The organism is Paenibacillus sp. NPDC056579 (genome assembly GCF_042793215.1).
Taxonomy (GTDB): Bacteria; Bacillota; Bacilli; order Paenibacillales; family NBRC-103111; genus Paenibacillus_S.
In genome coordinates this window covers 413,763-437,008 of the sequence record NZ_JBHTVD010000002.1, presented here as the reverse complement: position 1 = coordinate 437,008, position 23,246 = coordinate 413,763, and the positions used below count along the sequence as shown (strand labels likewise).

Sequence of the window (23,246 nt, the reverse complement as noted above, 5' to 3'; positions counted from 1 at the left end):
AAATATATAAAAATTGAGGACGATTGCCATGAGCTCGACAAACAATATCATCAACGACATCATAAGCCCGAACTCCGTTCATCTCCTCCACCTGCCGAACCCGCAAAGCTACAAGCTGCCGTTCCGCATCGTTGCCTGCGGCCATTATCATTGCTTGAGCGGGTACCGGGTACAGCGGCAAGGATTGAATTACCGCATTCTTATCGTCACCCTGAACGGAAAAGGACAGATCGTGTACCGCGGTCAAAAGGTTTCCTTAGCGGCGGGACACGCGTTTTTGCTCGACTGCAATGAGCCGCACATTTACGAATGTGTGGGAGATTCGTGGGAGATCAAATGGGTCCGATTTGAGGAATCTGCCGGCATTCATTACGAGAACATCATTAACGAAGGCAAGTTCGAAACGATCGTACTGCAGCAGCCATCCTTGGTGGAAGCGCAAATCGACATCGTACTGGAGCAGGTGAACCGCAACTCGCCTACGGCCGATCTGAAGATGGTCGAGGCGCTGTGCGGCGCGCTGACCGCGTTGTGTGAGGAAAAGCACGTGCATGACACGTTAAAAATATCGAGTGCCGCTACCAAAGCGGTCGCGGACACGATCAGCTACATGAACCTGCATTACAGCGAGGAGCTGTCGATTAACGAGCTGGCCAAGCAGAACCATTTGACCACCTATGCCTTCATCCGTACGTTCAAACGCCAGACCGGCCTGACACCGTATGAATATTTGCTGAAGCTGCGGATTACAAAGGCTAGGATGATGCTCGAGCAATCGGACGATTCGATTCATGAAATATCGGAGAAGGTCGGATTCAACAACGTGAACAATTTCATTCGCAAGTTCAAGCTATTGACGAACATGACGCCGCTGAAATACCGGCAGCAGAACACCGACGTTTATTAGATTTAGACACATGCAAATAGATACATGCAAAAAACGGCTCTCCGCCTTGCAGCGGGAGCCGTCTCATTGTTCAGCATCGATCACGAATCTCTTATATTGCCAATTTATTTACAGCTCCACTACGGCCTTGATAACCTTGCTTTGCGGATCGAGCCATGTGTCGAAGACATCGATCATTTGCTCGAAGGCAGCGCGGTGCGTAATGAAGCGGGAAGCATCGACCGCTCCCGTCCGGATTGCGTCTATCACAACGTCAAAGTCCTCTTTGGTCGCATTGCGGCTGCTTAACAAAGTAAGCTCCTTCTTGTGAAACTCCGGATCGGAGAACGTAATATCGGACTTTACGAGCCCGACGTACACGAGTCTTCCTCCGTGCGCCACGTAGCGGAAAGCATCCTGCATCGACCGCAAATTGCCCGTCGCATCGAGCACCACCGTCGGCAGCTCGCCGCCGTTTAATTCCAGCAGCTTCTCGTCGGGCTGATTCAGCACGTTGACGATGCCGTCTGCGCCGGCCCATGCTTGGCAAAAGGCCAGACGGCTGTCGTTGACGTCCATCGCGATGACTTTGGCTCCCCGGCTTTTGGCGATAGCCATCACCCCGAATCCGATCGGTCCCGCGCCGATGACGGCCACCGTCTCTCCTTCGCGGATTTCCGCTCTCCGGACGGCGTGCGCACCGATTGCGATCGGCTCCAGAATAACCGTTTGATCCAGGCTGAGCTCGTTCGTTTTCAAAAGCGCCGACAAAGGAACGGACACCGTTTCCTGCATGCCTCCGTCAATATGAACGCCCATCACTTTCATATCCGTGCAGCAGTTCGTTTTCCCCGCTCTGCATGCGATACAGGTTCCACAGTACATATAAGGAATGATGGACACCTGGTCTCCCGCCTTGAAATCGTATTCATTTTGCTCTACGTATTCGATAACTCCCGCAAGCTCATGACCGAGGATGCGAGGATATTCGAAATAAGCCTGCTCCCCGCGAAACGCATGGTAATCGGTGCCGCATATCCCGATTCGGTGAATGCGTACGAGAGCTTCGCCTTGCCCGCGCACAGCGTCCTGTTTTTGTATCATCGTGAACTCATTCGGTTGATTGCAAACGATAGCTTTCATGTTCATTCCTCCTCATGTTGTCCAAAAACGAATGTATTGCCATTATAGCGAAGAACAGGCGCGCTTTCATCGTTAATAATCAACCGAAAATATATAAATATTGCAGTGCTTCATGGAACGTTTTTTTAGCTGAGGATTCATTAACGGATGCGGGAACCGTAATACCCGATGACTCCATCTATAAGCGGGCTGACGCCGCATATTTTTGCTACAATGGTAGGATAACAAACCCTGACGCAAGGGACGGTGCTGCACATGAACGCGAAACGCAATCCGAATAGAGGCATTCTGCAATATGAGACCGGCAAAACGAAATTTTCCATCTCCCGGCATAAGCCCTCCGCGGATCTCGCCTTTTTTATCCAGCATTACTGGCTCGTCGATTGGGATTTGCGCGGACAAGCCCCACACTGCCAGGAGGTTTTGCAGCACCCGGGGGTCAACGTAGTGTTCCAGCGGGGACATTCCCGAATTAACGGCATCGAAAATAAAAAATCCGCCTACATTCTTCAGGAGCAAGGCGAAATTGTAGGCGTACTGTTCAGACCGGGTGCGTTTCACTGCTACTTCCAAGCGCCGGTGGCGGCACTGACCAACCGCATCGCTGACGTCTCCGATTATTTTCCGATAGAGCCCCGTCAATTCGAGCGGGAGCTCTTTGCGCAAGAAGACAAGGAGCAAAGAATCGGGCTCGTAGAGCGGCTGCTGCGCACGAGAATGCCGGAGCGCGACAATAAGGTCGATTGGCTGAACGATGTGATCGAGGCGATTATTCATGACCGGAGTCTCATCAAGGTCGAGCAGGTCGTCGAGCGATTCGGCGTGACTACAAGGACGCTGCAGCGATTGTTCCATCAATACGTCGGCGTAAGCCCCAAGTGGGTGATCCAGCGCTACCGGATGCACGAAGCGGGCGAGCTGATCGAGGCCGGGACAGATATCGCCCAGTTGGCGGCGGAGCTCGGCTATACAGACCAAGCACATTTCAGCAAGGATTTCAAAGCAGCGGTCGGCAAACCGCCCAAGCAGTATGCCCGTATGACCGAGCTCCCGCCGGAATAAGTCCTTTTAGGAGCCGGCCACGCCCTCCCGTTGGTTAAAAACCGAAATCGAGGGGTCTTCCCGTTTCTGCTATCGATTTGATGTTGCTTAGAATCATCCACCAATACTGCTCGGTTTTGGCAAAAAGCGGGTTGTCATCCGTCCATTGATCGTTAACAAGATGCAGCTTGGTGCATGAACCAACGGGCTCGAGAGTAAGCCTGACACGGCTTTCCATCTCGGCATGCTGCAGATAATGGGACGGTCCGGGATGGTCCGTATAGCTGAGAATCCGATAAGGCTCGTACTCCAGCACTTTACCGTAAATATGAACGGTTTGCTCACCATCGGCGCCGGGACCGACAAATTCGATATCGTCGCCCACCCGGCAGCTTGAACGGATCACTCCGCCCAGAAACGCCTGGAACGATTTTTCCGGATGAAATAGAACCTCCCACACTTCCTCCGGCTTCGTCCCGATGTAGAATACATACTCCAGCTTTGCAGTCATCTCTGATATCCCTCCTAAAATGACAGAGCCCAGCTTTCCGTTTCGAAAACGCAAGCTCTTAACGTTAATTACACAGAAACTATAGCATGGCTATCGCTATGATTCTTGTAAAAACACGCCAATCAGGAGAATATCAAGCAAATGCTTCGCGCCGGTTAGGGCGGTGCTACCGAACGACGGCCTCATTCCTATTCATCCGTCGATTTGACTCCCGTTACATTCCGCTGGCCAAAATCACCGGGCGACCTGCTCCTGCCCAGGCGTCCGATGCTGCAACAGCGCCCGTCTTACGAAGACGATAAACACAAGCAGCGAAATGCCGACGGAGACGGCGCTTGCCATAAATAACATCGGGTAACCGGTGTATTGGGAAACCCAGCCGAGAACGATGGACCCTAACCCAATGCCGAGATCGAACGCGGTCATGAAGGAGGCTGTCGCCACCCCTTTGCGGTCCGGATGGGACAGCAGCAGGTTCGTCGCTTGAAGGGCAGGCTGTGCCGAGCCGAAGCCGATCCCGTACAGCACCGCTGCAGCAACGACTCCAAGCAAGCTGTCAGTGACGCTTAACAGGAGCAAAGCGCAAGCCGTGACGGCAAGCGAAGGCACAATGACCCACACTGCGCCATAGCGGTCCGAGAGCTTGCCTGCGACAGGTCGGATCAACGTCAGCATAATGGCGTACACAAGGAAAAAGGTACCCGGGTTTACCTTGATCGTCTCTGAGAATAGAGGCACGAAAGTCGTAATTCCGCCATACACAACAGCCAGGAAAAAACAGGCGGCTGTCACGGGCGCAACCGATGTTTCAAACCATTGAATGCGCCGTGGACCGTCTTTGGGCTGAAAGGGGATTCGAATCGGGTAGGCCAGCAGCAAGGACGCCGCGGCCAATGCGGTAGCCAGAAGAAACAGGCTTTGAAAGGAAAGGTGCTCCATCACCCATATTCCAAGCATGGGGCCGATTGCCATCGCTACCGTCATAGCCATGCCAAACCAACCCATGCCCTCTCCCCGCCGGCTGGACGGAATGATGTCCGCAATCGATGTACTGACGGCCGTTGTGGAAAAAGCCCAGCTCACGCCGTGCAGCACCCGCAGCAGCATCAGAATCGCGATACCGGCAATCCAATCGTACAGATACATCGATAAGACGAAGAAAAGCAGCCCCCACAAAATAAACGGCCTTCTGCCATATCGATCGACCAGCCCTCCAACCAGAGGGCGAAAGACGACAGCGGCCAATGTGAACGCCCCCGCCGCCAGCCCAACCTGCGATTCGCTTCCTCCCAGCTGTTTAATGAACAAAGGCAAAGTCGGAAGCAGTAAATACAAGGCGGTAAACAAGAATAACATGGCAACCATCATCTGAATGTAAGGCTTGGTCCAAAGACGCTCCACGGTCATTCCTCCTCTTGGATTCGGGCGATTTCCTTCGTCACCCACTCGATATCGGCCGCGCCGACATGCTTTCTGTGATCGAACACTCTAAGCAGCTGAATGCGCTGCTTCTCCGGACTCGGCTTTTGCGCAAGGAGCTGCGATTCGAAGTTAAGGACGTATCTCCTAGTCGTCTGCAAGTAGTGCAAATACTGCTCCAGGCAGTCAAGCCGCACTTCCTTGGCCACATACTGGAAATACACCATTTTAAAATGAACCAGCCTCTCCGTATCTGCGTTGTAATCAAGCGGCTGCTCCATCAGCCGTTGAAACCGCTCGCGCCCGGTTTCCGTCAGCGCATAAACCTTACGAAGTCTCCCTCCTTCCGATTCCTCCTCATGGCGAAGATGGATCAGACCGCTCTCCACCAGCCTCGACAGCAGCGGGTACAAGGTTCCCGAGCTGATGTGCCGGCCGGGTCCGGCGGCGTTCTTCAATATCTCCTGCAGCATGTAGCCGTGCTTCTCGCCAGTCATCAATTCGCCCAGCACAAACAATTCGTACATCATGAGCCTCCAACAATTATGTCGTATCGATATATCTAATCGATATAAAAAATTATATGTCGATCCGACATAAGTGTCAACGGCAAAGCTGCTATCGGGGAAAAGAAATTTTCCTATGGATGAGAAAACCTATGCGCGGTCTTTCAAAGAGGAGCGGCCTAAAGTTTTGCTTTAGCTAAACTCGCGTCATATGCATGGTAGGATTTATCGCCAATACAATTTGCATCCGATTACTTCGGAAGTTGATAAATTCTGGCGCGGTGAGAAAACCATTTATCGACGCCTTCCATGATAGCGACCGCGTTCATCGGTATCGAGTTAAAGAAAAACCCGGCCAATGGCCGGGAAATGCCGTTGAGAAACCTGGTTTTCTGAAAATGCTGAAGCGGGAAGGTAGGGTACCTCCTGTACGAGTGTTAGCGACCGCTTTGTTTTCAGAACACTTCCGCTAAAATAGCGGTAAATAAAGTATTTTCCGAAAACAATGACAGCTGGAGGGCACCCTACCGGGTTGCCCCTGCGCTGCGCAATTTTCGATAGTATGGGTTCTTGGCAAGCTCTATTGGACTAGTGTCCGGGAAGAAATCCGAGGAAACTGTCATGGAGGCAGGCACGTCCCCGCCTATCGATGCGCTGTGGGCAGGCTATCGGACAGGAAATCCGTTATTTCCTGAAAAGCTGCTGCTTTTGGAGTACGATCGGACAGTGAATCCGTTATTTGGATATTTCCCCACCAAACAAGGTGTATTTTGGCAAAATAAAGGATCTGTTGTCCGATCACCCTGATAATAGAGCCATTTTTGATAAAATAACGGACTCTAGGTCCGCAACAACTCAACAGAGGACAATCCTCAACAGCTGAGCTTACTAACGAAATGGGGTTAGCAAAACGAAAACCCATGAAGCTGGAATGTAGTGACAGTGGTATCGCGATGAGATACTTCCTCCGGAGCATGGTTCATTTGTCGCTTTCCAACCGTACTTTCAAAAAACCATAGATCGTTATCGCTGCTCCTCACGAAGATATCGACCTCCCCGCTATACATTTTCGAGCAAAATGGGTTTATCAATAGCAAAAACCCGGCCAACGGCCGGGTCTTCGTTTAAACCCGCACATCACGCGCGGGGTAAAAAAGCCGCGCAAAACCGGAACCGGTTTGTACGCGACCTTAAAATGGTATTTCGTTAAGCCTGCTGCCCGCGGTTAAACTGCTCAATGAGCTGCTCTATGACCAGATCCGGGGACCGGTCCTTGAACCAGGCTTGCCCGAACATTTGAATGACCTTAATGGCCGGGAAATCACCCCAGAAGCCGACGAACTCGTCGTCCAGGCGGATTTTGTTACTGATGTGGCGGTTCATGTCCTCGAAGCAGCCTTCAAGAACGATCTTTGCTTTCGGGTGGCTCAGCCAGTCGCCCAATAAACTGAACTTATGGAAGGATACCTCTTCCCTTCCGAAATCGCAATGCAGCCGCTCACGAATGCGAATGTCTCTCGACGAGCTGCCGACGGCGATTTGGAAATAGCCGCTTTCCGCAACCCATTTGTTATATTTGGTGTTGTAATAGGAGAAATCCCTCTCCTCCAGCAGGAAGCCTACTTACCGCTTCTCTCCCGGTTGAAGCCCGAGCTTGGCGAACGCCTTCAGCTCCTTCTCCGGACGCACCCACTTGCACTCTTCATCGTGCACATACAGCTGCACCACTTCTTGCCCGTACATGCTTCCCGTATTTTCGATGCTGCATGTAACCTTCACCTGTCCGTCAGGCTGCTGTACCGCCTTAGGCGTCAAATCGGGCATTCCCGGAATAAAATTAAGCGTAATGAGTGAGCCGATAAAAATCATCGGCAGCGCGACCATAATCGCTTCTTGAATGGAGTCCACCCATAGCTCTAGAGTTGCCTGCATGAAGAAAGCTATACAGCAAAAAACACCCCTTGGGTGCAAGAGGTGTTTCGATCGCACGGCTATGTGGTAATAACCTCACAAAGCGGAGCTTTGGCTTCGAAGTCATCATATACTTTGCGTGGAGCCCGAATATAAAAAAAACAGGCCGCCGCAGCAGCCTGCTTGTATGCATTATATGCTTTTAGCACCAATGTACCTGGAGCTCCAGTAAGAGCTGTAGATGGAATCGATGCGGACGCCATGGGACGAAGTAGCGGAGATAAACTGTCCGTTGCCCAGATAAATTCCGATGTGCGCAGGACCTGATTTATCAAAGTAAACGAGATCCCCCGGCTGCGGAACCGCAACAGCTGTGCCCGCGGTGTAGAAGATTTCCGTAGAAGTTCGCGGAAGATCGATTCCCCGCGTTTGCGCGAACACGAATCTTACGAATCCCGAGCAGTCGAACCCTCCCGGTGTTTCGCCTCCCCAGACATATCGGGTGCCCAGATAGCCTTTGGCGAAATCCAGCATGGCGTTCGTTTTGGGCTTGTACCAAGCCGGCGCATGATATTTGCCGTCATCGCCCACGATGGCGAGTTGATTGTCCTGGTCCCATTGGACAAGGTTGCCCAGCGTTTCCGAGACGAACCGAAGCGGAATATAGACGCTGCCCTGCGCCATGCCGATCATGGAACTTGTATTCACTTTCTTCCCGTCGAGAACGACGAAGGAATCTCCCGTCTTTAGCGATAGCGTCTTATCGCCTTTTTTCATCGACACTTTAACTTCTTTTCCGTCCATGGCCCAATCCACCTGATAGCCAAGGTTCTCCATCAAAGGGCGAAACGGGACTTGCAGCTGCGAGCTGGCATCGACGACAGGCTTTGCTTCGGGAAAATCGACCAGCTTGTCGTTGACCTGAATCTTCACGCTGTCCTGCGGAGCCGCATCGGCATGTACGGCAGAAAATAGCGCGCACGAAAGAAATGCGCATGAGAAAACAAACGCTTTACCAATCCATTTCAAAACCAATGTCCTCCTATGAGCCTCCGAGGTTAGTTGACGGGTTAGGGAAGAGGTTTCCCCTACTTGCTTAGGCACTGGGCCAAGCAACTATTCACCCCAAATAAAGAAGTCCCCCGTACGAGCACTTGTGCTGCGTCGATTCGGCATTTTTTTTGAACGCTGCTCTGTTACACTTCTACATGGTTCGTTGCCCCATTCTCTGTTGTGAGGGTAAGAGAGCGCTTTATTGCATTTATTTTCCGAAAAGCAACGATAAAATCCCCGCTGCGATCAAGGGGCCGACAGGAACCCCCTTCAAGAAAGCCACACCGAGAATCGTCCCGAGCAAAATCCCGGTGACAACCGTCGGCTGATTCGTCATCAGTATGGCGCCGCGGCCGCCCAAATATGCCACCAGCACGCCTACTGCAACCGCAATGAGGGATTTCCAGTGAAAAAACGTTTCATACAGCGTTTGCACCGAAATTTTGCCGCTGGCCAGCGGGGCCATGATCCCTATCGTCAGCACGGCGATGCCAATAGTCAACCCGTATTTTTCGATCCATGGGAACGCCTGATGCAAATTCATGACACGCAGCAGCAGTAAGAACACGACCGCAACCGTAATGGAATTATTGCTGCTTAAAATCCCGAGGGCCGCAAAAATTAAAAGCACGACGGAAGGCATATCAATCTGAGACATAACATCTCCTTAGGGTACGGGAATCGACAATCTTTCTCATCATACACGATTCGGACGCGAAAATACAGAGGCACATAGGACTAAGTCACCCACTTACTTGGAGGTAACTTAATTCCTCTCTGTTGCCTATCTCACCTATTATTGCGTACTGTTAAAAACAGACAAGGAGCGTTATGATGGGGTTGTCAGTAACCGCATTTTTCTAAAATAAGGAGGTATTTGTAATGGAGTACACTTATTTGGGACGTTCCGGATTAAAGGTGAGCAGGCTTTGTCTCGGAACTATGAATTTCGGTGTCGATACGGAAGAAGCGGAAGCGTTCCGGATCATGGACGCTGCGGTGGATGCAGGAGTGCAATTTTTTGATACGGCCAATGTATACGGCGGCGTAGGTTCAAGAGGCAGAACCGAGGAAATCATCGGACGCTGGTTCGCCCAAGGCGGCGGACGCCGGGAGAAGGTTGTATTGGCTACCAAAGTATATGGAGACATGGAAGATCCGAACGATGGACCTAACGCAGGCCGAGGTCTCTCTGCCTATAAAATTCGCCGCCATCTCGAAGCATCGCTTAAGCGGCTGCAAACCGATCATATCGAGCTGTACCAAATGCACCACGTCGACCGGAATGTCGCCTGGGAAGAGCTGTGGGAAGCGTTCCTGGTACATATTCATCAAGGCAAAATCGGCTATGTCGGCGCAAGCAACTTCGCGGGACGGGACTTGGTCAAGGCCCAATACGAGGCCAAAAACCGCCACTTCCTGGGACTTGTGTCGGAGCAGCACAAGTACAGCCTGCTGTGCAGACTGCCCGAGCTTGAGGTGCTGCCGGCAGCCGAGGAATTCGGCATCGGCGTCATTGCATGGAGCCCGCTGGACGGCGGATTGCTCGGAGGCAACGCGCTGAATCCGGCGGCCGGCTCACGCAGCGCCCGCAATCAGTCTCGCGCAGAAGCCCGCCGCGGGCAGCTGGAATCGTTTAGCAAGCTGTGCAGGGAGCTTGGCGAAAGCGAGGCCAACGTAGCCCTGGCTTGGACGCTGGTTCATCCTGCGATGACCGCGCCGATCATCGGACCGCGTACGCTGGAGCAATTCCAGGACACGCTCCGCGTCGTGGACATTCAGCTGAGCGAAGATGTGCTGAAGCGTCTGTACGAGATTTTCCCGGGTCCCGGAGGCGATGCGCCAAGAGCGTACGCCTGGTAATGGCTTAATACGGATCCCTACACCGGACAATTCTAAGGAGGAACAGCATGAGCAAGCAACGCATCATCATTACGGGCGGCAGCGGCAAAGCCGGACGGTGGATTGTTAAGCATTTCATAGATCACGGCTATGAAGTGATTAATCTGGATGTGAAAGCTCCTGAAGAGCCGCTCTGCCAGACGATCATCACCGATTTAAACGATTTGGGACAGGTACACAACGCATTGGCCCCCTTCTCTTCAAGAAACCACAAGGAGGCGGCAGGGATTGTGCATTTCGCCGCCATCCCTCAGGCCTATACGCATCCGAACGAGGTGTGCTTCCGCAACAATGTGATGAGCACCTACAACATATTGGAGGCAGCCGCCAATTTGCAGATCGGCAAAGTCGTACTCGCCTCCAGCGAATCGTCTTACGGCATCTGCTTTGCCAGCGAGTTTTTCGAGCCAAGCTATTTGCCTGTGGACGAAACGCATCCGCAGCTGCCGGAGGATAGTTACGGCCTATCCAAGGTCGTCAACGAGGTGACCGCGGAGGCGTTCCATCGCCGCACCGGGATGCAGGTCGTCAGCTTCCGTCTCGGCAACATCTTGGTGCCGGAAACGTACGCCGGCGTCAAGGCAAGCTTCGATCAGCCCGAAAGCCGTAAGCGCATCCTATGGTCTTACATCGACGCAAGGGATGTCGCCTCCGCCTGCCGTCTTGCTATCGAGAAGGACGGCCTCGGTGCGCAGCCGCTTATTCTCGCTGCCGACGACAGCTCATCGAGCCTCCCTACGCAGGAGCTGGTGAATACTTACCTCCCCGGCGTGAAGGACATCCGCCTCCCGTTGGAAGGCAGACGATCCCTGCTGTCCAACGTCAAGGTCAAAGAGCTGCTTGGATGGGAGCAGCAGTATAAGATTATGGAGCAGTAGATCGGAATTTTATAAACTATAGTGATAAAAAGACTTCAGAACGCTTGCCGAAACAAGCGGACTGAAGTCTTTGTTTTTCACGCCGGAAAGTCGACGTAAATGATGTATTGTTCCACAGCGGTTCCGGCAATACGGGCCAAAAAATCAAAACCCTCAGGCTTCAACGCCGATCAATTTGGATATCTTTTACAGATCCGTTTTATTGCTTCGCCTCAAAGGGCTTACTTCTGATTTGAGCCCGGTACTGCCCCGGCGTTTGTCCCGTCCATTTCTTAAAAGCGCTCTGAAATGCGCTCGGCTCTGAAAAATGCAGCGCATAAGCGATGTCGCCTATCGAATAGTCCAGCTTCTTCAAATAGCTTATGGCCAGCTCCTTGCGTACACGGACGGACAGATCATTGTAAGAGGTGTTTTCCAGCTTTAATTTGCTTTGCAGCGTTCTGGCGCTTGTGCGAAACGATACGGCCGTCTGCTGCAGCGTCGGGAAGAAGGAGGGAATACAAGTTTTCATCCACTGAATTACTTGCCCGGAGAACAGATGGGCTTGCATCAGTTCATCTCTCGTTTCCTGCGCGATGGTCTCGAACACTCTCAGAAGCTTCGAATCGGAATACATCACCGGATAGTTCAGAACGTCCTTGCTCATATACAGCACATTCTCCTCCTCGCTAAATCGGGGAACCGTGCCGAACACGGCCATATAAGGATTCGTATCTGCAGGCGCATCATGTGCAAACTGAATGTCCTGCAGCGGAATACGCCGATTGCTCAGCTTGCCCATCAGCTGATATAGCGAGCTTGCCATATCCTCCACGCAATGACGGGACATTCGTCCCGGCTGCTCAACATACATCCGGATAAGAGCCGTATCTCCCCGTACTTTCCAATCCAGATTGAATCCGCTGCACAAAATGACGTTATACCGCTGGTAAGCAGCCAGCGCGTCGGCAATGGTCTGAGAATGCATCATCACATAGCCGAGAATTCCCATATCCGCGAACTCCGTGATCTGTCCCTGGTGCAGACCGAAATGATCGTCCTGTGTGAAGGTTGCCGCAGCGATCATCAGCCGTTCCAGCTCTTCTGCGGCAATACGTTCCTCCACATCCTGCAATAGAGCGGCATCGAACGACGCATAGCTGCAAAATGGCTCCGTATCGTATCCTTTGTGAACGATGGTTTTCATAATGGGATATACCATCGAAATGGCTACTACGTGACTTTCCAAGCTTTGCTCCTCCTTTTGCGCGAATGAGCAAGATAGCTGCGCTTTTGATCATTCAATTATTTCGGAAATCGTCCTAAACTGATTATAGTCTTACACCAATATATCATACCGGAAAAAATGAAGGATAGAGATCCTTTCATACCGTTTCTGAGGAGGTCTACCAATGAAATCGAAAATTGTTGTGATTAACGGGCATCCCGATCCGCAGAGCTTCTGCTCGGCTTTGGCCGATGCTTACAAGGAGGGGGCCTTGAGCCGCAATGCCCAGGTTCGAACCATTGATTTGAGCAAAATCAGCTTCGATCCGAACTTAAAGCACGGTTACCGGCAAAGAACGGAGCTGGAGGACGATTTGCTGGAGGCTCAGGAGCTCATCCGCTGGGCGGAGCATATTGTCATTGTCTATCCGACATGGTGGGGTACGATGCCCGCCGTTCTGAAGGGGTTTTTCGATCGTGTTTTTTTACCGGGCTTCGCCTACAAATACCGGGAGCATTCCCCGCTATGGGATAAGCTGTTGACCGGCAAAACCGCGCACATGATCGTTACGATGGACACTCCGTCGTGGTATAACCGTTGGATATACCGGCATGCGGGACATAACGTGATGAAGCGCAATATATTGCAGTTTTGCGGAATCAATCCTGTGCGCATTACCGAAATTAGCCAGGTTAAGCCGTCAACGGCGGAGCGGCGCACCCAGTGGCTTAGTAAAGTGACAAAGCTCGGGGCAAAGCTGGCCTAGGTTTCACAGACATATGATGCCTTTCACATGAGCGCAGCCGATGCTTCTTCTGGCAGCAGCGTCGCTGCAAAAAGCAAACAGCCTGCAGTTTATTCTGCAGGCCGGCTGTCGCTGTATAGCTGTGATCCGTTATTTTATAAAGAAGCTCAGCATTTTTGCAATTTCAGCGCGGGTTACCTTGGCCTTAGGATCGAAGACGCCTCCTTCTTTCCCTTCAACAAGCCCGAGCACTTGTGCTTTGTTCACATACGGCATAGCCCATTCGGAGATGTCCAAGCTATCGCTGAACGGTTTGGCGCTAGCGGCTGCAGACATCGGCTTCCTCTGCTCTGTCATGCGGACCAGGATCGCCACCGCTTCCTCGCGGGTAAGCGAATCTTCCGGACGGAAGCGGCCGTTATCTCCGTTCACCAGCCCCAGTTCCGCCGCTTTCGCAACGAAGCTTGCGTAGTATTGTCCGGCACCTACGTCGCCAAACCCGCCGTTGCCGGTAATTGCCGGCTTCCGGAAATCCAATGCCCGAACCGCGAGCGTTGCGAACTCGGCTCTGGACACGGAGCGGTCCGGAGCGTAATGCGCATCATCCACGCCATCCGTAATATGCTTGGCGGCCATTTTTTTCACGAAGCTCGCCGCCCAATGTCCTTTCATATCGGCAAAAGCTTTCTCGTATTCCAGCACAGCGAACGTGGAGAAATGCTCGGTGCGGAATGTTACCTTGCTGCCGGAGAATTCGCCGCCGATATATTCGGCTTGGCTGCCATTGATATAGTATACTCCGGCATAGTCTGGATGCAAGGCTTTAGCCTGCTCCGCCGATAAGGTTAGCTCTACGGTGATCGGCTCCTGGAACTGGCTCAGCCCTGTCGACGATGCGCCGTTCGATGCAATCAGCTCCAAGGAAACGATGATCCCTGTCGATTTCAACTCATTATTGTTGGACGCGGAACCGGTTAGCAGCTTCCCAGCTTCCCCGGCTGCATCCGTATTGATTACAAAGCGAACCTGCGATTGGCCATCCAAGCCGCTTACCGCTCGCGGAGGAATATTTATCGTCGCCTCAGGCGTTACGATCTTCAAGGCTGATCCATTGCTGAACGCTTGCTTCAACCCTTCGGCATCGAGCTCAAGACGAAGTTCTTTCTTGCTGCCATCCATCGGGGCAACTCGAATTTCGATCGTATTCCCGTTGGCTCCCGCGTTCCCAGTCAAGCTCTCCTTGCTGACGGTAAACGTTCCATCCGCTTTTGGAGTTGCGGTAATCGGGGCGTTGCCTTGCTGATTTCCACTGCCGCCGCCCCCGTTACCGGAGCTTCCGGAATGGCTTCCTGACTGCTGCGTATCATCATCGTCGCTGCTTCCGCTATCGTCACCCGGTGTCGTAACGCCACCGTTGCCGTCGCCCGGTGTTGTGCCACCACCGTTGCCGTCACCTGGCGTTGTGCCACCGCCGTTGCCATCGCCCGGTGTTGTGCCGCCACCGTTGCCGTCACCTGGCGTTGTGCCGGTTGTAAACTTCCACACATCGGATACGCTGCGGCCGCCGAACGCGTCCTCCGCAGACGCATACCATTGATACAGAGTATTGCTTAACAGATTGCTCCAGGTTACCGTTGCTTGAGATCCGCTTGCAACGCGATCCTGTTGACCGATCTTCTGATCCGTATATACTTTTACATCCACATAATCCGTCGCTACGCGCTTCAGCTTCGGCTGCAGGTTGAAATCCAGAGTGAACTCGTCTTTATTAGGAAATTCCGCCGGATCGTAAAAGTTGTAATCATCCAAATGCGGCGAATAGGTTTTGATGTGCAGCTTGTTGTTATCGACATCAAACTGCATCAGACGAATGTAGCCTTGACCGCCTTCCGGCGCGCCCTGGTAGTCGGCCAGCATCTGGAATACTTTGCGGTCCTTGATGCCGTCGCCGTCGTCATCCAGCTCGTCGGTAAGGAGCTCGGAGTCGTGATAATGCCCGGAGAGAACCGCCACGACATTTTTATTCGGAATGACGACATTCTCATAGATCTTATCGGCAATCGGACTGCGATTCCCCGATACGAGCAAATACTCATGGAAATTCAGGATCGCCATCCGGTCCGGATATTGTTTTAGAATCTGATCCATCCATGCAATCTCTTTATCGCCTAGTCCCCATCCCATATACAGCATCAAATAGTCGTTGCCGTTGGAGGAAATCAGGTCGTAGTGGCCCCGGTTGTTATCGTAGGAGCCGCCATACGTCGGCTGCTTCTTGAAGCGCTCCTCGCCGTAATGCTCCCAATAGTTGTTATATGAGCCCAGCTTGTGATCGACGTCGTGGTTACCGGCCAGAACGCCATAAGGAATATCGGCCTTTTCCAGCACTTCCATATTCTTCGACGAAACATCCCATTGCTCCGGCTTATCGGCTTCATCCACCAAGTCTCCGGTATGGAATACGTATTTGATTTTCAGCTCGTCCTTCTTGTCCGCAATCCAGTTCACAATCTCCTTGTAAATATCCGGATAGCTCTCGGAATAGTACTGCGTATCGGACATCCACACGAAGGAGTAGTCGTAATCCGCCGGTGTCGGAGGAATTTCGTCTTGGATCATTACTTGAACGACATGCTTGTCGTTTTGATAGTCGCCAGCCGATACCTCGGCTTTGAGCTCGAAATCTTCAGTTCCTGCCACATGCGAAGCGAGAGAGGCCCACTCGGCGGCTGCTGGCTTCCAAGCATAGAGGGTTACTTTGCGGCCCTCCAACGAATTCCCCTTCCACAGCAGCTCCAGCTTATCCGCGGCCTGTACCGACGCGTCGAGCTGAACCTGGAAGCGGTGATACGGGAATTGCGTCATAGCGTCATTGACCAAATAATCTCGGTCTGCCGCAGCGATTTTCTTGTAATCGTCAGCGGACATTGCCTTCTCGCCTGCAGAAGCAATTTGTTTAGGAGGCTCTACATCAACGGCATTGGAGTAACCGGTGAATGTATCCGGTGTACGGGCGTTATACTTGAACCCTTTGTAAAAGGTGACCTTCAGCTCGTCGCTGCTCGGATCGGTTACTTTGACGCTCAGGCCGGCATCTCTCAATACCCCTTCAGCGCCTTGCGCCGGACCGATCAGCTCCGGCTTCGCCGGCTGTTCTTCCGCTACGGTAAACGCAACGTTTTTTTCCGTTTTGTTGCCTATCTTGTCCGTTGCCGTTACTTTAAACATGTGGTTGCCGGACTTCATCTCCGCAGATTTCACGGTGTATGGCAGGGTAATCGCCTGATCGTCCAGCTGAGCTACAACCGTATCCACGCCTGCAATCGCATCGCTTACTGCTGCATCGAGAACGCTGCTGCCTTTAAGCTGCTGACCTTCGGTTAATGTAGTTGTTACGGTCGGCGGCGTATTATCGACCAGCACTTGAATAGTAACTTCTCCTGATGAAGGCTCCATCACTTTCAATTGATGATTTCCGTCCGCAGATGCCGTTGTATCCCAAACAAAGGCCTTGGAATTGATTTTGGCGGCCGGCAGATTGAATTTAAAATCGATAAACGGATTTTTGCCGGCGCTGTCGCCCATTTTCAGCACCGTTTCTTTATTTGCATAGCGGCTGTCATATAGTTCGGTACCGTCTGCCAGCACCAAGCGAATATTTTTGATCTCAAAATCGTCCTTGTTTTCTTCCGGTCTGTTGTCAAACGGGGATGCTTTGGATCCCGCCCGGATCGAAATTTCATTGTCTCCCAGCTTCAGGCGATCCGCCTGAATCGGAACCGTCAACGTTACATACTCGTTAATCGTGTCGTCGAAAATTTTGAGGACTTCCTCGCCGATCGCCACCGCATTTTTAAAATACAAGTTCGTCGCCTTCACATCGAAAGCAAAATATGCATCGCTCTCCAAGGCGTTATAGGTGCCGCTGTTCAGCTCCGTTCCGTCGATAAACATCTTGACTTGCTCCGGAGCGGATTTCTGAGAGGTCCCTTTAACAATTTGGGAGCCGCGAACCATTTGCCCTTCCGCAACATTGAGCCGCAAATCCGCCAGCGATTGGCCGCCCGTCACTTGGATGCGGTAATCTTCGCTGCGAATTTCGTGCGTTCCGTCGGAAACGGTAAAATAATAATCGATATGCGTCTTTCCGATCATCTCCGGAGAATAGATCGTATAGTGATACAAACTATCCGCGAAGCTTTCCGCCAGGTAACGCTTCGTATAAGAGGCTTGCGTATTGTTTTTGTAATACAAAGTGACGGTTTTTACCCGATTGGCGTCTTTCGCGTCCACTTTGATATGCACGTCGTCACTGAACTTCGTTTCGGTCAATCCCGTCAAATTATCGAACGTCGGAGGCACCGTATCCGCAGGCAGCTTGACCGGTACAGCCGGAACTTGTCCGTCCGCCACCTTGCCTGGGGTTGCCGCTTCCGTCTTGGAGCTGTACTTGATCATATCCGTCAAGCCGTTCACCGGATACTTGTACAGGATCCCTTTATTGGCTGCTACATCGTCTTTCGTATACATAGCCACGGCCAAATCATTCCGTGTATTCGTCGCAACGATGATTCCGCGCGCGCTAGTGTTGGCCATCCCGTCGCTGTAAATGCGCACGATATCTACGTTTTCCTGCAAATTCACCTTATACTGGGCATTAAAATCCGCTACGGTTTTGTCCGTGTTTTGGCTGTTGATGATCCAGAACACCAGCGTTTTGCGGGAAGGAATCACGATATCATCACGATCCGCCGCCCAGATGAGGTCTGCATCCGGTCCGGAGTCCGGATAACGGTATTGAATTTTGTAATCCTTGAAATTCAAGTCCTTGTCCGTATTGTTATAAATCTCAATGAATTCATAACCGTCCGCCGTACCTACATTGGTCGAGTCCGGTACGACTTCGGTCACAAGAAAAGGAGGCATCTTATCATAATTCGTATCAGGCAAAGCGATTTGAACGGTGTACGTAGCGGTTGTTACCGTATTTTTGCCGTCCTTCGCCTGTATGTAATAAAGCATTTGGTTTTCCGTCAAATCCTTCTTCGGCACCAAGCCCGTATAAGCCGTCGTGTCCGCCGTCCGCGTCATAGCTACCGAAGTGAAGCCTGGCTGAGACAGCGATTTATAATAAACCGCTGCAGTGACATTGCCGTAAGTGGAGGCGCTGACGGATTCAGGGTCCCGGATATCGGCTTGAATGGCCAGATCTTGGGACACGTCCCCTAAGGCAACCGGTGTGTGCGAAATAACGGGAGGCTGGTCGGTTACCGGAGCCGGAGGTATTAATTGCTGCGGCTTCACAGCTCCGGGAGTCGGAGCGGCCTTCGTGCTAAGCTTGTCCAGCACATTACCGTCAGCCGGAACCCGGTAATCGATGCCTTTATCCGTAGAGAAATCACCTACGTCATAGCCTGCGATGGCGATTTCGGTTCCCTGCTTGTTTTTGATCACCAGATAACGGCTGTCCGAATTGCTGAAGGAAGAGAACCGGTTTGCCTGGTCGCTGATTTCCACCAGCTGGCCTTCAGGAACATTGGAGCTGAATTTCGCATTAAACTCTGCCGCCGTTTTGTCGCTTACATTGTTCCAAAAAACGACGGTTTTCTGTGGCGCTATGGATACGTTCGGCATATCCAGAGGGATATCCGCCGAAGTACTGGTTGGAGGATAGCGATAAAGAATGGAAAAATCCTGTAAATTCATCGTTTGGCTCGAGTTGTTGTACACTTCAAAAAACTCATAATCGTCCGTGCTCACATTGTCCGGTACGATCTCCGTGATAAGCAATTCCGGCCCCGCTGCCGCTCCCGCAGCCAACGCGTGCGTTCCCGGAACGACGGCCGGTGACAAAGCACCTACCAGCAAACTGCTTGCCGTAACAATCGACGCTAGTTTCTTCCATCTAAACGATGCCAATGATTCCACTCCCTGTCTTGGTAGCTATTAATTTTTATGATCCGATGATACGTTCGATAAACCAGTACACTCCGAACACGCCTACGACGCCGGAAGCGGAATGCCACCAGATCGGCTTCAGCTGTCTCCGCATTCCCCATAAAATCGGCAGCAGCACCAGCAGAACAGCAATTTGGCCCAGCTCTACGCCTAGATTGAAGGAGAACAATGGCAGCGCCACATGGCCCGACAGCGTGCCCTTGATGATTTCTGCAAAACCGAATCCGTGGATAAATCCGAAGCCCATAGTCACAGCTGCATAATTCCGCTCACTTTTCCGGAATATCGTTTCCGCCGCCATATACACGATGCTTAGGGCAATCAGCGGTTCGACCACACGCGGCGATACGGATGCCAGGTCCAGCGCGGATAGCACCAACGTAATGCTGTGCCCGATCGTGAAGGCTGTCACATTGTGAAGCAAGGCCCATTTTTCCCGAGTGGCCAGAACGATCAGCAGGAGAAACAGCATGTGGTCAATCCCCGACCAGATGTGCGTCATCCCCATCCAAATATAGCTTCGGAGTGTTTGCAGCCAGCTTTGGGAAGCCGCTGCTTCCCCCTGTTCGGCTCCATTACCTGCAGTTGAATCGGCGATGCCCTGAATTTGCAAAATATTATTATTCCGGTTCAGCACCTGTTCTATGGTCCGGTCACCCAATCGAATCGTGGCATAGCTGCGATGCTCCGAATTCATCCCGTCATAAAACAGCTGATACTGGATCTGGTAACGCTGTACCGGTTTAGCAAACGAGTATACGATGTCCATTCCGATCATCTGGCTTTTCGCTCTCGTCGTTTTTTGAGCTTGCTTCAGAACGCCCCGTCCTACTTTTCCGTCGCCGGTCACGATCAAGCTGCTGCTGATAAACTTCTCCAGCTCCGCTCGAGCCGCTTCCAGCTCCTCATTGGACAGCTGTTCGTCTTTATTTTGATCCACCGGCAATGTCTGCAGCAGATCGTGTTCAGTTAAAAACAACCCGTAGTGCAGCTCCGTCTCTGTCATGGAGATATCGGTATAGCCCGTTGAGGTAAAATGCGCTTCAGCTGTTTGCATAGGACCTGCACCCAGAACAAAACCGATTACTGCCATCCAAAGGAACAGCGTGCGCGTCAACGCGCCTCCTCTTCTCCTGCCCGATCTCATGTTGTCACCTTATGCCTCCCTCTCGCCTACAAAAAAGACAAAAAAAACCGAAGACACATAAACAAACCATGGTTAATGGCGTTTAAGTATTTCGGGTTTTCTCATCGTCTCTACCCTGTTCCATATGAAGTTGCTTGTGGCGTCTCTCTTATTTTAGGAGCATATTGTCAAACGTACGTTAACTGAATGTAAAGAAATGATGAAGAATTACTTACCGATTCATACTAAACCGGGTATTGTCATAATTGTCCTGAAGCTCAGCATAAACCATAGGGAGAAGGAGAAGTGACTTGTTGACACAGGAGGTTGAATATGGAAGAAACGAATGGAGTAAAGCGCAGCGCTTCAGAGCAGCCGCTGCAGAAGAGGGTAAAAGACGAGCATCCTAATGGTCCTCCCCCGGCACAGTGGGCAGGGGATATACCGGCTGTTTATCATTCGCAGACGGTCGGTGAACGGGGCCCCGTGCTTGAGCAGGACAGTATTTTGCACGAGACGTTGGAGACCTTTGTCCATACCAAAATTCTCGAGAGGCCGGTGCACGTGAAGGGCTACGGCGCTTTCGGGTACTTTCAAACCGTGCATTCCATGGCAGCCTATACGAAGATGGGCTTTCTGCAGACCCCCGGCCAGCAGGTTCCCGTAACGGTGAGATTTTCTCTTGCTGTAAGCAATAAAGGTACCCCTGACACCTCTCGTAATGTGCGCGGATTCTCCACCAAATTTTATACGGAGCAAGGTGTATTCGATCTGCTCTGCAATCACATCCCTGTGTTTTTAGTCCGCGATGCCATCCGCTTTCCGGAGTCGATCAAAGCCTTCTTACCGTCGCCGGTAAATAACCTGATCGATCCCGAGCGATTCTGGAGCTTTATAGCCCGTGCGCCGGAAGCAACCCACTTCCTTGTCCGGCTGTACTCCGATGCAGGCACGGCGAAAAGCCTTCGCCACATCCCCGGCCACAGCGTAAACACCTATGTTTGGAGGAATGCGCAGGGCGTCCGCACTTATGTGAAATATCACTGGTTCCCTCTTGCCGGAATCCAGTATATTGACCGCCAAGAAGCGGCCAAATTGGCCGGCGAGAATCCGGATTTTGCCGGTCAAGATTTATTCGACACGTTAGCCTCGGGCAAGACCGTTGAGTATGGGCTATACGTGCAGCTGATGAACCCCGCTGATGAAGCCTCTCTTCCTTATGATCCGCTGGACGATACGAAGGTCTGGGACGAACGGCAGTATCCCTACATGCCTGTCGGGCGGCTGGTCCTGAACCGCAATCCGGATAACTATATGGAACAGGTTGAGAAAATAGCGTTCTCTCCTACCAACCTTCTGGAAGGCGCAGAAATATCGGACGATAAGATGCTGCAAGGACGCGCAAATATTTACTGGGACTCGCAGCGCCATCGATTAGGGCCGGATTTCCGTAGCATTCCTATTAACCATCAAAAGGATTGGACCCCCGCTTCCCTTCAGACCAGCGGCAGCGGCCGATTCGTAGAAGGCCATCTTGTCCGGAGCGACATTCCGAAGCCTGACGATTTCACACAAGCCGGGCAGTATTATCACAGTCTGCCTCCCGTTCAGCAAACCCATCTGGTGGAGAACCTAGCAGCCGATCTCGCCGGCGTTTCCCAAGAAACGCTGAGCATTGTCATGGGTTATCTGCATCAAGCCTCGGCGGAGCTGGCGGATCGAGTCGCCCGGCAAATTCAAATGCAGACGAAGGGATAGGGTGGATCCCCCCTTTTGTTATTACGAAGCGCCACTACATTAATTGTAGTGACGCTTTTTTGTGTTCAGCAGGATTCTAAGCAAAAAGAACCCTCCACACTCAGATGCCTTGTGTTAGGGGTTCGTTGATTATAGTGTGAGCCGGATTGGAAGAAAATGCGTGAAATTATGAACCGATTTTTCAAAGGAAGTGGAACCATGTCGAATTTGACACGTAAAGCATTCAGTTTGGGTGTCCTATACAGGATATTGGACAGATGGATCTGCAATAAGCTGTAAATTAGTTTCTATTAAAATGGTACATACGGTAATGGCAGTAAAAAAGGAGTGAATAACAGTTGGAACAGTGGATTCATAAGATTATGGAAACATATGGTTATTTAGGGATAAGTCTGCTGATTGCACTTGAGAATTTGTTTCCGCCTATTCCTTCGGAAGTTATCCTTACCTTCGGAGGATTTATGACGACAACCACAACGCTAACGATCTTAGGTGTGGTGGTTGCTGCGACAGTCGGGTCGGTTATCGGAGCGATCTGCCTGTATGGCATCGGCAGACTGCTCTCCGCTGAACGTATGGAGGGAATCGTAACCCGTTACGGCAAGGTGCTTCGCTTGAAGCCCGCTGATATTCACAAAGCGGAAGCTTGGTTTAAACGCTACGGGGCATGGGCCGTGCTTCTCGGAAGGGTTGTCCCGCTCGTACGAAGCCTCATCTCTATCCCGGCTGGCAGTGCCAGGATGAACTTCTTTTCGTTTCTGCTTCTTACAACGATCGGATCTCTGGTTTGGAACGTTGTCCTCGTATATGTAGGAGCCATTGTAGGAAGCTCATGGGATACCTTCCTCGCTTATATGGATCTATACTCGAATATCGTATATGCGATAATTGCTTTAGGTCTGCTTGTTATGGGATTTCTCTTTGTTCGATATCGTGTGCTTAAGAGGGGGTGAGAGTCTAGTATTGGAGTGGGACGCCTCGCTCGCTATCAGTAGCTCTGTCAAAGCGTCACTACGGCTAATACTAATCGTAGTGACGCTTTTTTATGGTGCCCTATGGGGGGATGCAGATCCTAGCGTAGATTCAGACGCCGTGCTTGTCCGCTCCGCTGCTTTCGCGCGCGTCCACGACCACGCTCCCAATATCTTTATAACCGCTTGGACTTACAATCTTCGTCACCGGCAGCTTCTCGGAAGGCAATC

At 51.7% G+C, this 23,246-nt stretch carries 17 protein-coding genes, 1 pseudogene and 1 riboswitch; of the genes and pseudogenes, 7 read left to right on the top strand and 11 right to left on the bottom strand.

Annotation, left to right across the window (positions count from 1 at the left end):
• The first annotated feature begins 28 nt into the window (after positions 1–28).
• Positions 29–907 carry a helix-turn-helix domain-containing protein gene (locus ACFQ88_RS09430; RefSeq protein WP_379453927.1) on the top strand — a complete coding sequence of 293 codons (879 nt, stop codon included), beginning with the start codon at positions 29–31 and terminating at the stop codon, positions 905–907.
• A gap of 108 nt (positions 908–1,015) precedes the next feature.
• On the opposite strand, the gene ACFQ88_RS09425 is transcribed toward ACFQ88_RS09430, so the two are convergent.
• Positions 1,016–2,029: a zinc-binding alcohol dehydrogenase family protein gene (locus ACFQ88_RS09425; protein WP_379453926.1), complete on the bottom strand. Its 1,014-nt coding sequence runs from the start codon at positions 2,027–2,029 to the stop codon at positions 1,016–1,018.
• Positions 2,030–2,284: 255 nt separating this feature from the next.
• On the opposite strand from ACFQ88_RS09425, the gene ACFQ88_RS09420 reads away from it, so the two are divergent.
• Complete coding sequence (locus tag ACFQ88_RS09420; protein WP_379453925.1) at positions 2,285–3,091, top strand: helix-turn-helix domain-containing protein; 807 nt, start codon at positions 2,285–2,287, stop codon at positions 3,089–3,091.
• Positions 3,092–3,125: 34 nt separating this feature from the next.
• Here ACFQ88_RS09420 and ACFQ88_RS09415 read toward each other — a convergent pair whose 3' ends face one another.
• The 7 genes and pseudogenes from ACFQ88_RS09415 to ACFQ88_RS09385 all read right to left on the bottom strand — a co-directional run bounded on the left by ACFQ88_RS09415 (position 3,126) and on the right by ACFQ88_RS09385 (position 9,128).
• Positions 3,126–3,581, bottom strand: coding sequence for an SRPBCC domain-containing protein (locus tag ACFQ88_RS09415; protein ID WP_379453924.1), 456 nt, complete (start codon positions 3,579–3,581; stop codon positions 3,126–3,128).
• A 234-nt stretch (positions 3,582–3,815) separates the two neighbouring features.
• Entirely contained in the window at positions 3,816–4,982 is a 1,167-nt protein-coding gene (locus tag ACFQ88_RS09410; RefSeq protein ID WP_379453923.1) for an MFS transporter, read from the bottom strand.
• 2 nt (positions 4,983–4,984) lie between these two features.
• Positions 4,985–5,527, bottom strand: a complete 543-nt coding sequence (locus tag ACFQ88_RS09405) for a PadR family transcriptional regulator (protein WP_379453922.1) — start codon at positions 5,525–5,527, stop codon at positions 4,985–4,987.
• Positions 5,528–6,712: 1,185 nt separating this feature from the next.
• Complete coding sequence (locus ACFQ88_RS09400) at positions 6,713–6,949, bottom strand: hypothetical protein (protein ID WP_379454377.1); 237 nt, start codon at positions 6,947–6,949, stop codon at positions 6,713–6,715.
• Positions 6,950–7,036: 87 nt separating this feature from the next.
• Positions 7,037–7,330, bottom strand: a pseudogene (locus ACFQ88_RS09395) (fibronectin type III-like domain-contianing protein); the annotation flags it as partial.
• Between the two features lie 279 nt (positions 7,331–7,609).
• A complete protein-coding gene (locus tag ACFQ88_RS09390; RefSeq protein ID WP_379453921.1) occupies positions 7,610–8,446 on the bottom strand; it encodes a C40 family peptidase in 837 nt (278 codons plus the stop codon).
• 3 nt (positions 8,447–8,449) lie between these two features.
• Positions 8,450–8,602, bottom strand: a riboswitch (cyclic di-AMP (ydaO/yuaA leader).
• A gap of 76 nt (positions 8,603–8,678) precedes the next feature.
• The gene (locus tag ACFQ88_RS09385; RefSeq protein WP_379453920.1) at positions 8,679–9,128 is read right to left on the bottom strand and encodes a DUF441 domain-containing protein; all 450 of its coding nucleotides are present in this window, start codon (positions 9,126–9,128) and stop codon (positions 8,679–8,681) included.
• A gap of 224 nt (positions 9,129–9,352) precedes the next feature.
• Here ACFQ88_RS09385 and ACFQ88_RS09380 point away from each other — a divergent pair, with 224 nt between their 5' ends.
• Both ACFQ88_RS09380 and ACFQ88_RS09375 read left to right on the top strand, forming a co-directional pair.
• Complete coding sequence (locus tag ACFQ88_RS09380; RefSeq protein ID WP_379453919.1) at positions 9,353–10,333, top strand: aldo/keto reductase; 981 nt, start codon at positions 9,353–9,355, stop codon at positions 10,331–10,333.
• A 47-nt stretch (positions 10,334–10,380) separates the two neighbouring features.
• Positions 10,381–11,250 carry an NAD-dependent epimerase/dehydratase family protein gene (locus ACFQ88_RS09375; RefSeq protein WP_379453918.1) on the top strand — a complete coding sequence of 290 codons (870 nt, stop codon included), beginning with the start codon at positions 10,381–10,383 and terminating at the stop codon, positions 11,248–11,250.
• 199 nt (positions 11,251–11,449) lie between these two features.
• Here the strand turns inward: ACFQ88_RS09375 and ACFQ88_RS09370 are convergent, their stop codons facing one another.
• Positions 11,450–12,478, bottom strand: coding sequence for an AraC family transcriptional regulator (locus ACFQ88_RS09370; protein WP_379453917.1), 1,029 nt, complete (start codon positions 12,476–12,478; stop codon positions 11,450–11,452).
• A gap of 163 nt (positions 12,479–12,641) precedes the next feature.
• On the opposite strand from ACFQ88_RS09370, the gene ACFQ88_RS09365 reads away from it, so the two are divergent.
• Positions 12,642–13,223, top strand: a complete 582-nt coding sequence (locus tag ACFQ88_RS09365) for an NAD(P)H-dependent oxidoreductase (RefSeq protein WP_379453916.1) — start codon at positions 12,642–12,644, stop codon at positions 13,221–13,223.
• Between the two features lie 129 nt (positions 13,224–13,352).
• Here ACFQ88_RS09365 and ACFQ88_RS09360 read toward each other — a convergent pair whose 3' ends face one another.
• A complete protein-coding gene (locus tag ACFQ88_RS09360; RefSeq protein WP_379453915.1) occupies positions 13,353–19,121 on the bottom strand; it encodes an S-layer homology domain-containing protein in 5,769 nt (1,922 codons plus the stop codon).
• Positions 19,122–19,155: 34 nt separating this feature from the next.
• Complete coding sequence (locus ACFQ88_RS09355; RefSeq protein WP_379453914.1) at positions 19,156–20,307, bottom strand: HupE/UreJ family protein; 1,152 nt, start codon at positions 20,305–20,307, stop codon at positions 19,156–19,158.
• A 312-nt stretch (positions 20,308–20,619) separates the two neighbouring features.
• Between ACFQ88_RS09355 and ACFQ88_RS09350 the strand changes: the two genes are divergently transcribed.
• Both ACFQ88_RS09350 and ACFQ88_RS09345 read left to right on the top strand, forming a co-directional pair.
• Positions 20,620–22,044, top strand: coding sequence for a catalase (locus ACFQ88_RS09350; protein WP_379453913.1), 1,425 nt, complete (start codon positions 20,620–20,622; stop codon positions 22,042–22,044).
• A gap of 338 nt (positions 22,045–22,382) precedes the next feature.
• Complete coding sequence (locus ACFQ88_RS09345; protein WP_379453912.1) at positions 22,383–22,997, top strand: DedA family protein; 615 nt, start codon at positions 22,383–22,385, stop codon at positions 22,995–22,997.
• The last annotated feature ends 249 nt before the right edge of the window (positions 22,998–23,246 follow it).

Coding starts and splice junctions, on each gene's coding strand:
- ACFQ88_RS09350 (WP_379453913.1), top strand. CDS start 20,620: ATGGAAGAAACGAATGGAGTAAAGCGCAGCGCTTCAGAGCAGCCGCTG.
- ACFQ88_RS09355 (WP_379453914.1), bottom strand. CDS start 20,307: ATGAGATCGGGCAGGAGAAGAGGAGGCGCGTTGACGCGCACGCTGTTC.
- ACFQ88_RS09430 (WP_379453927.1), top strand. CDS start 29: ATGAGCTCGACAAACAATATCATCAACGACATCATAAGCCCGAACTCC.
- ACFQ88_RS09405 (WP_379453922.1), bottom strand. CDS start 5,527: ATGTACGAATTGTTTGTGCTGGGCGAATTGATGACTGGCGAGAAGCAC.
- ACFQ88_RS09420 (WP_379453925.1), top strand. CDS start 2,285: ATGAACGCGAAACGCAATCCGAATAGAGGCATTCTGCAATATGAGACC.
- ACFQ88_RS09380 (WP_379453919.1), top strand. CDS start 9,353: ATGGAGTACACTTATTTGGGACGTTCCGGATTAAAGGTGAGCAGGCTT.
- ACFQ88_RS09415 (WP_379453924.1), bottom strand. CDS start 3,581: ATGACTGCAAAGCTGGAGTATGTATTCTACATCGGGACGAAGCCGGAG.
- ACFQ88_RS09365 (WP_379453916.1), top strand. CDS start 12,642: ATGAAATCGAAAATTGTTGTGATTAACGGGCATCCCGATCCGCAGAGC.
- ACFQ88_RS09375 (WP_379453918.1), top strand. CDS start 10,381: ATGAGCAAGCAACGCATCATCATTACGGGCGGCAGCGGCAAAGCCGGA.
- ACFQ88_RS09385 (WP_379453920.1), bottom strand. CDS start 9,128: ATGTCTCAGATTGATATGCCTTCCGTCGTGCTTTTAATTTTTGCGGCC.
- ACFQ88_RS09425 (WP_379453926.1), bottom strand. CDS start 2,029: ATGAAAGCTATCGTTTGCAATCAACCGAATGAGTTCACGATGATACAA.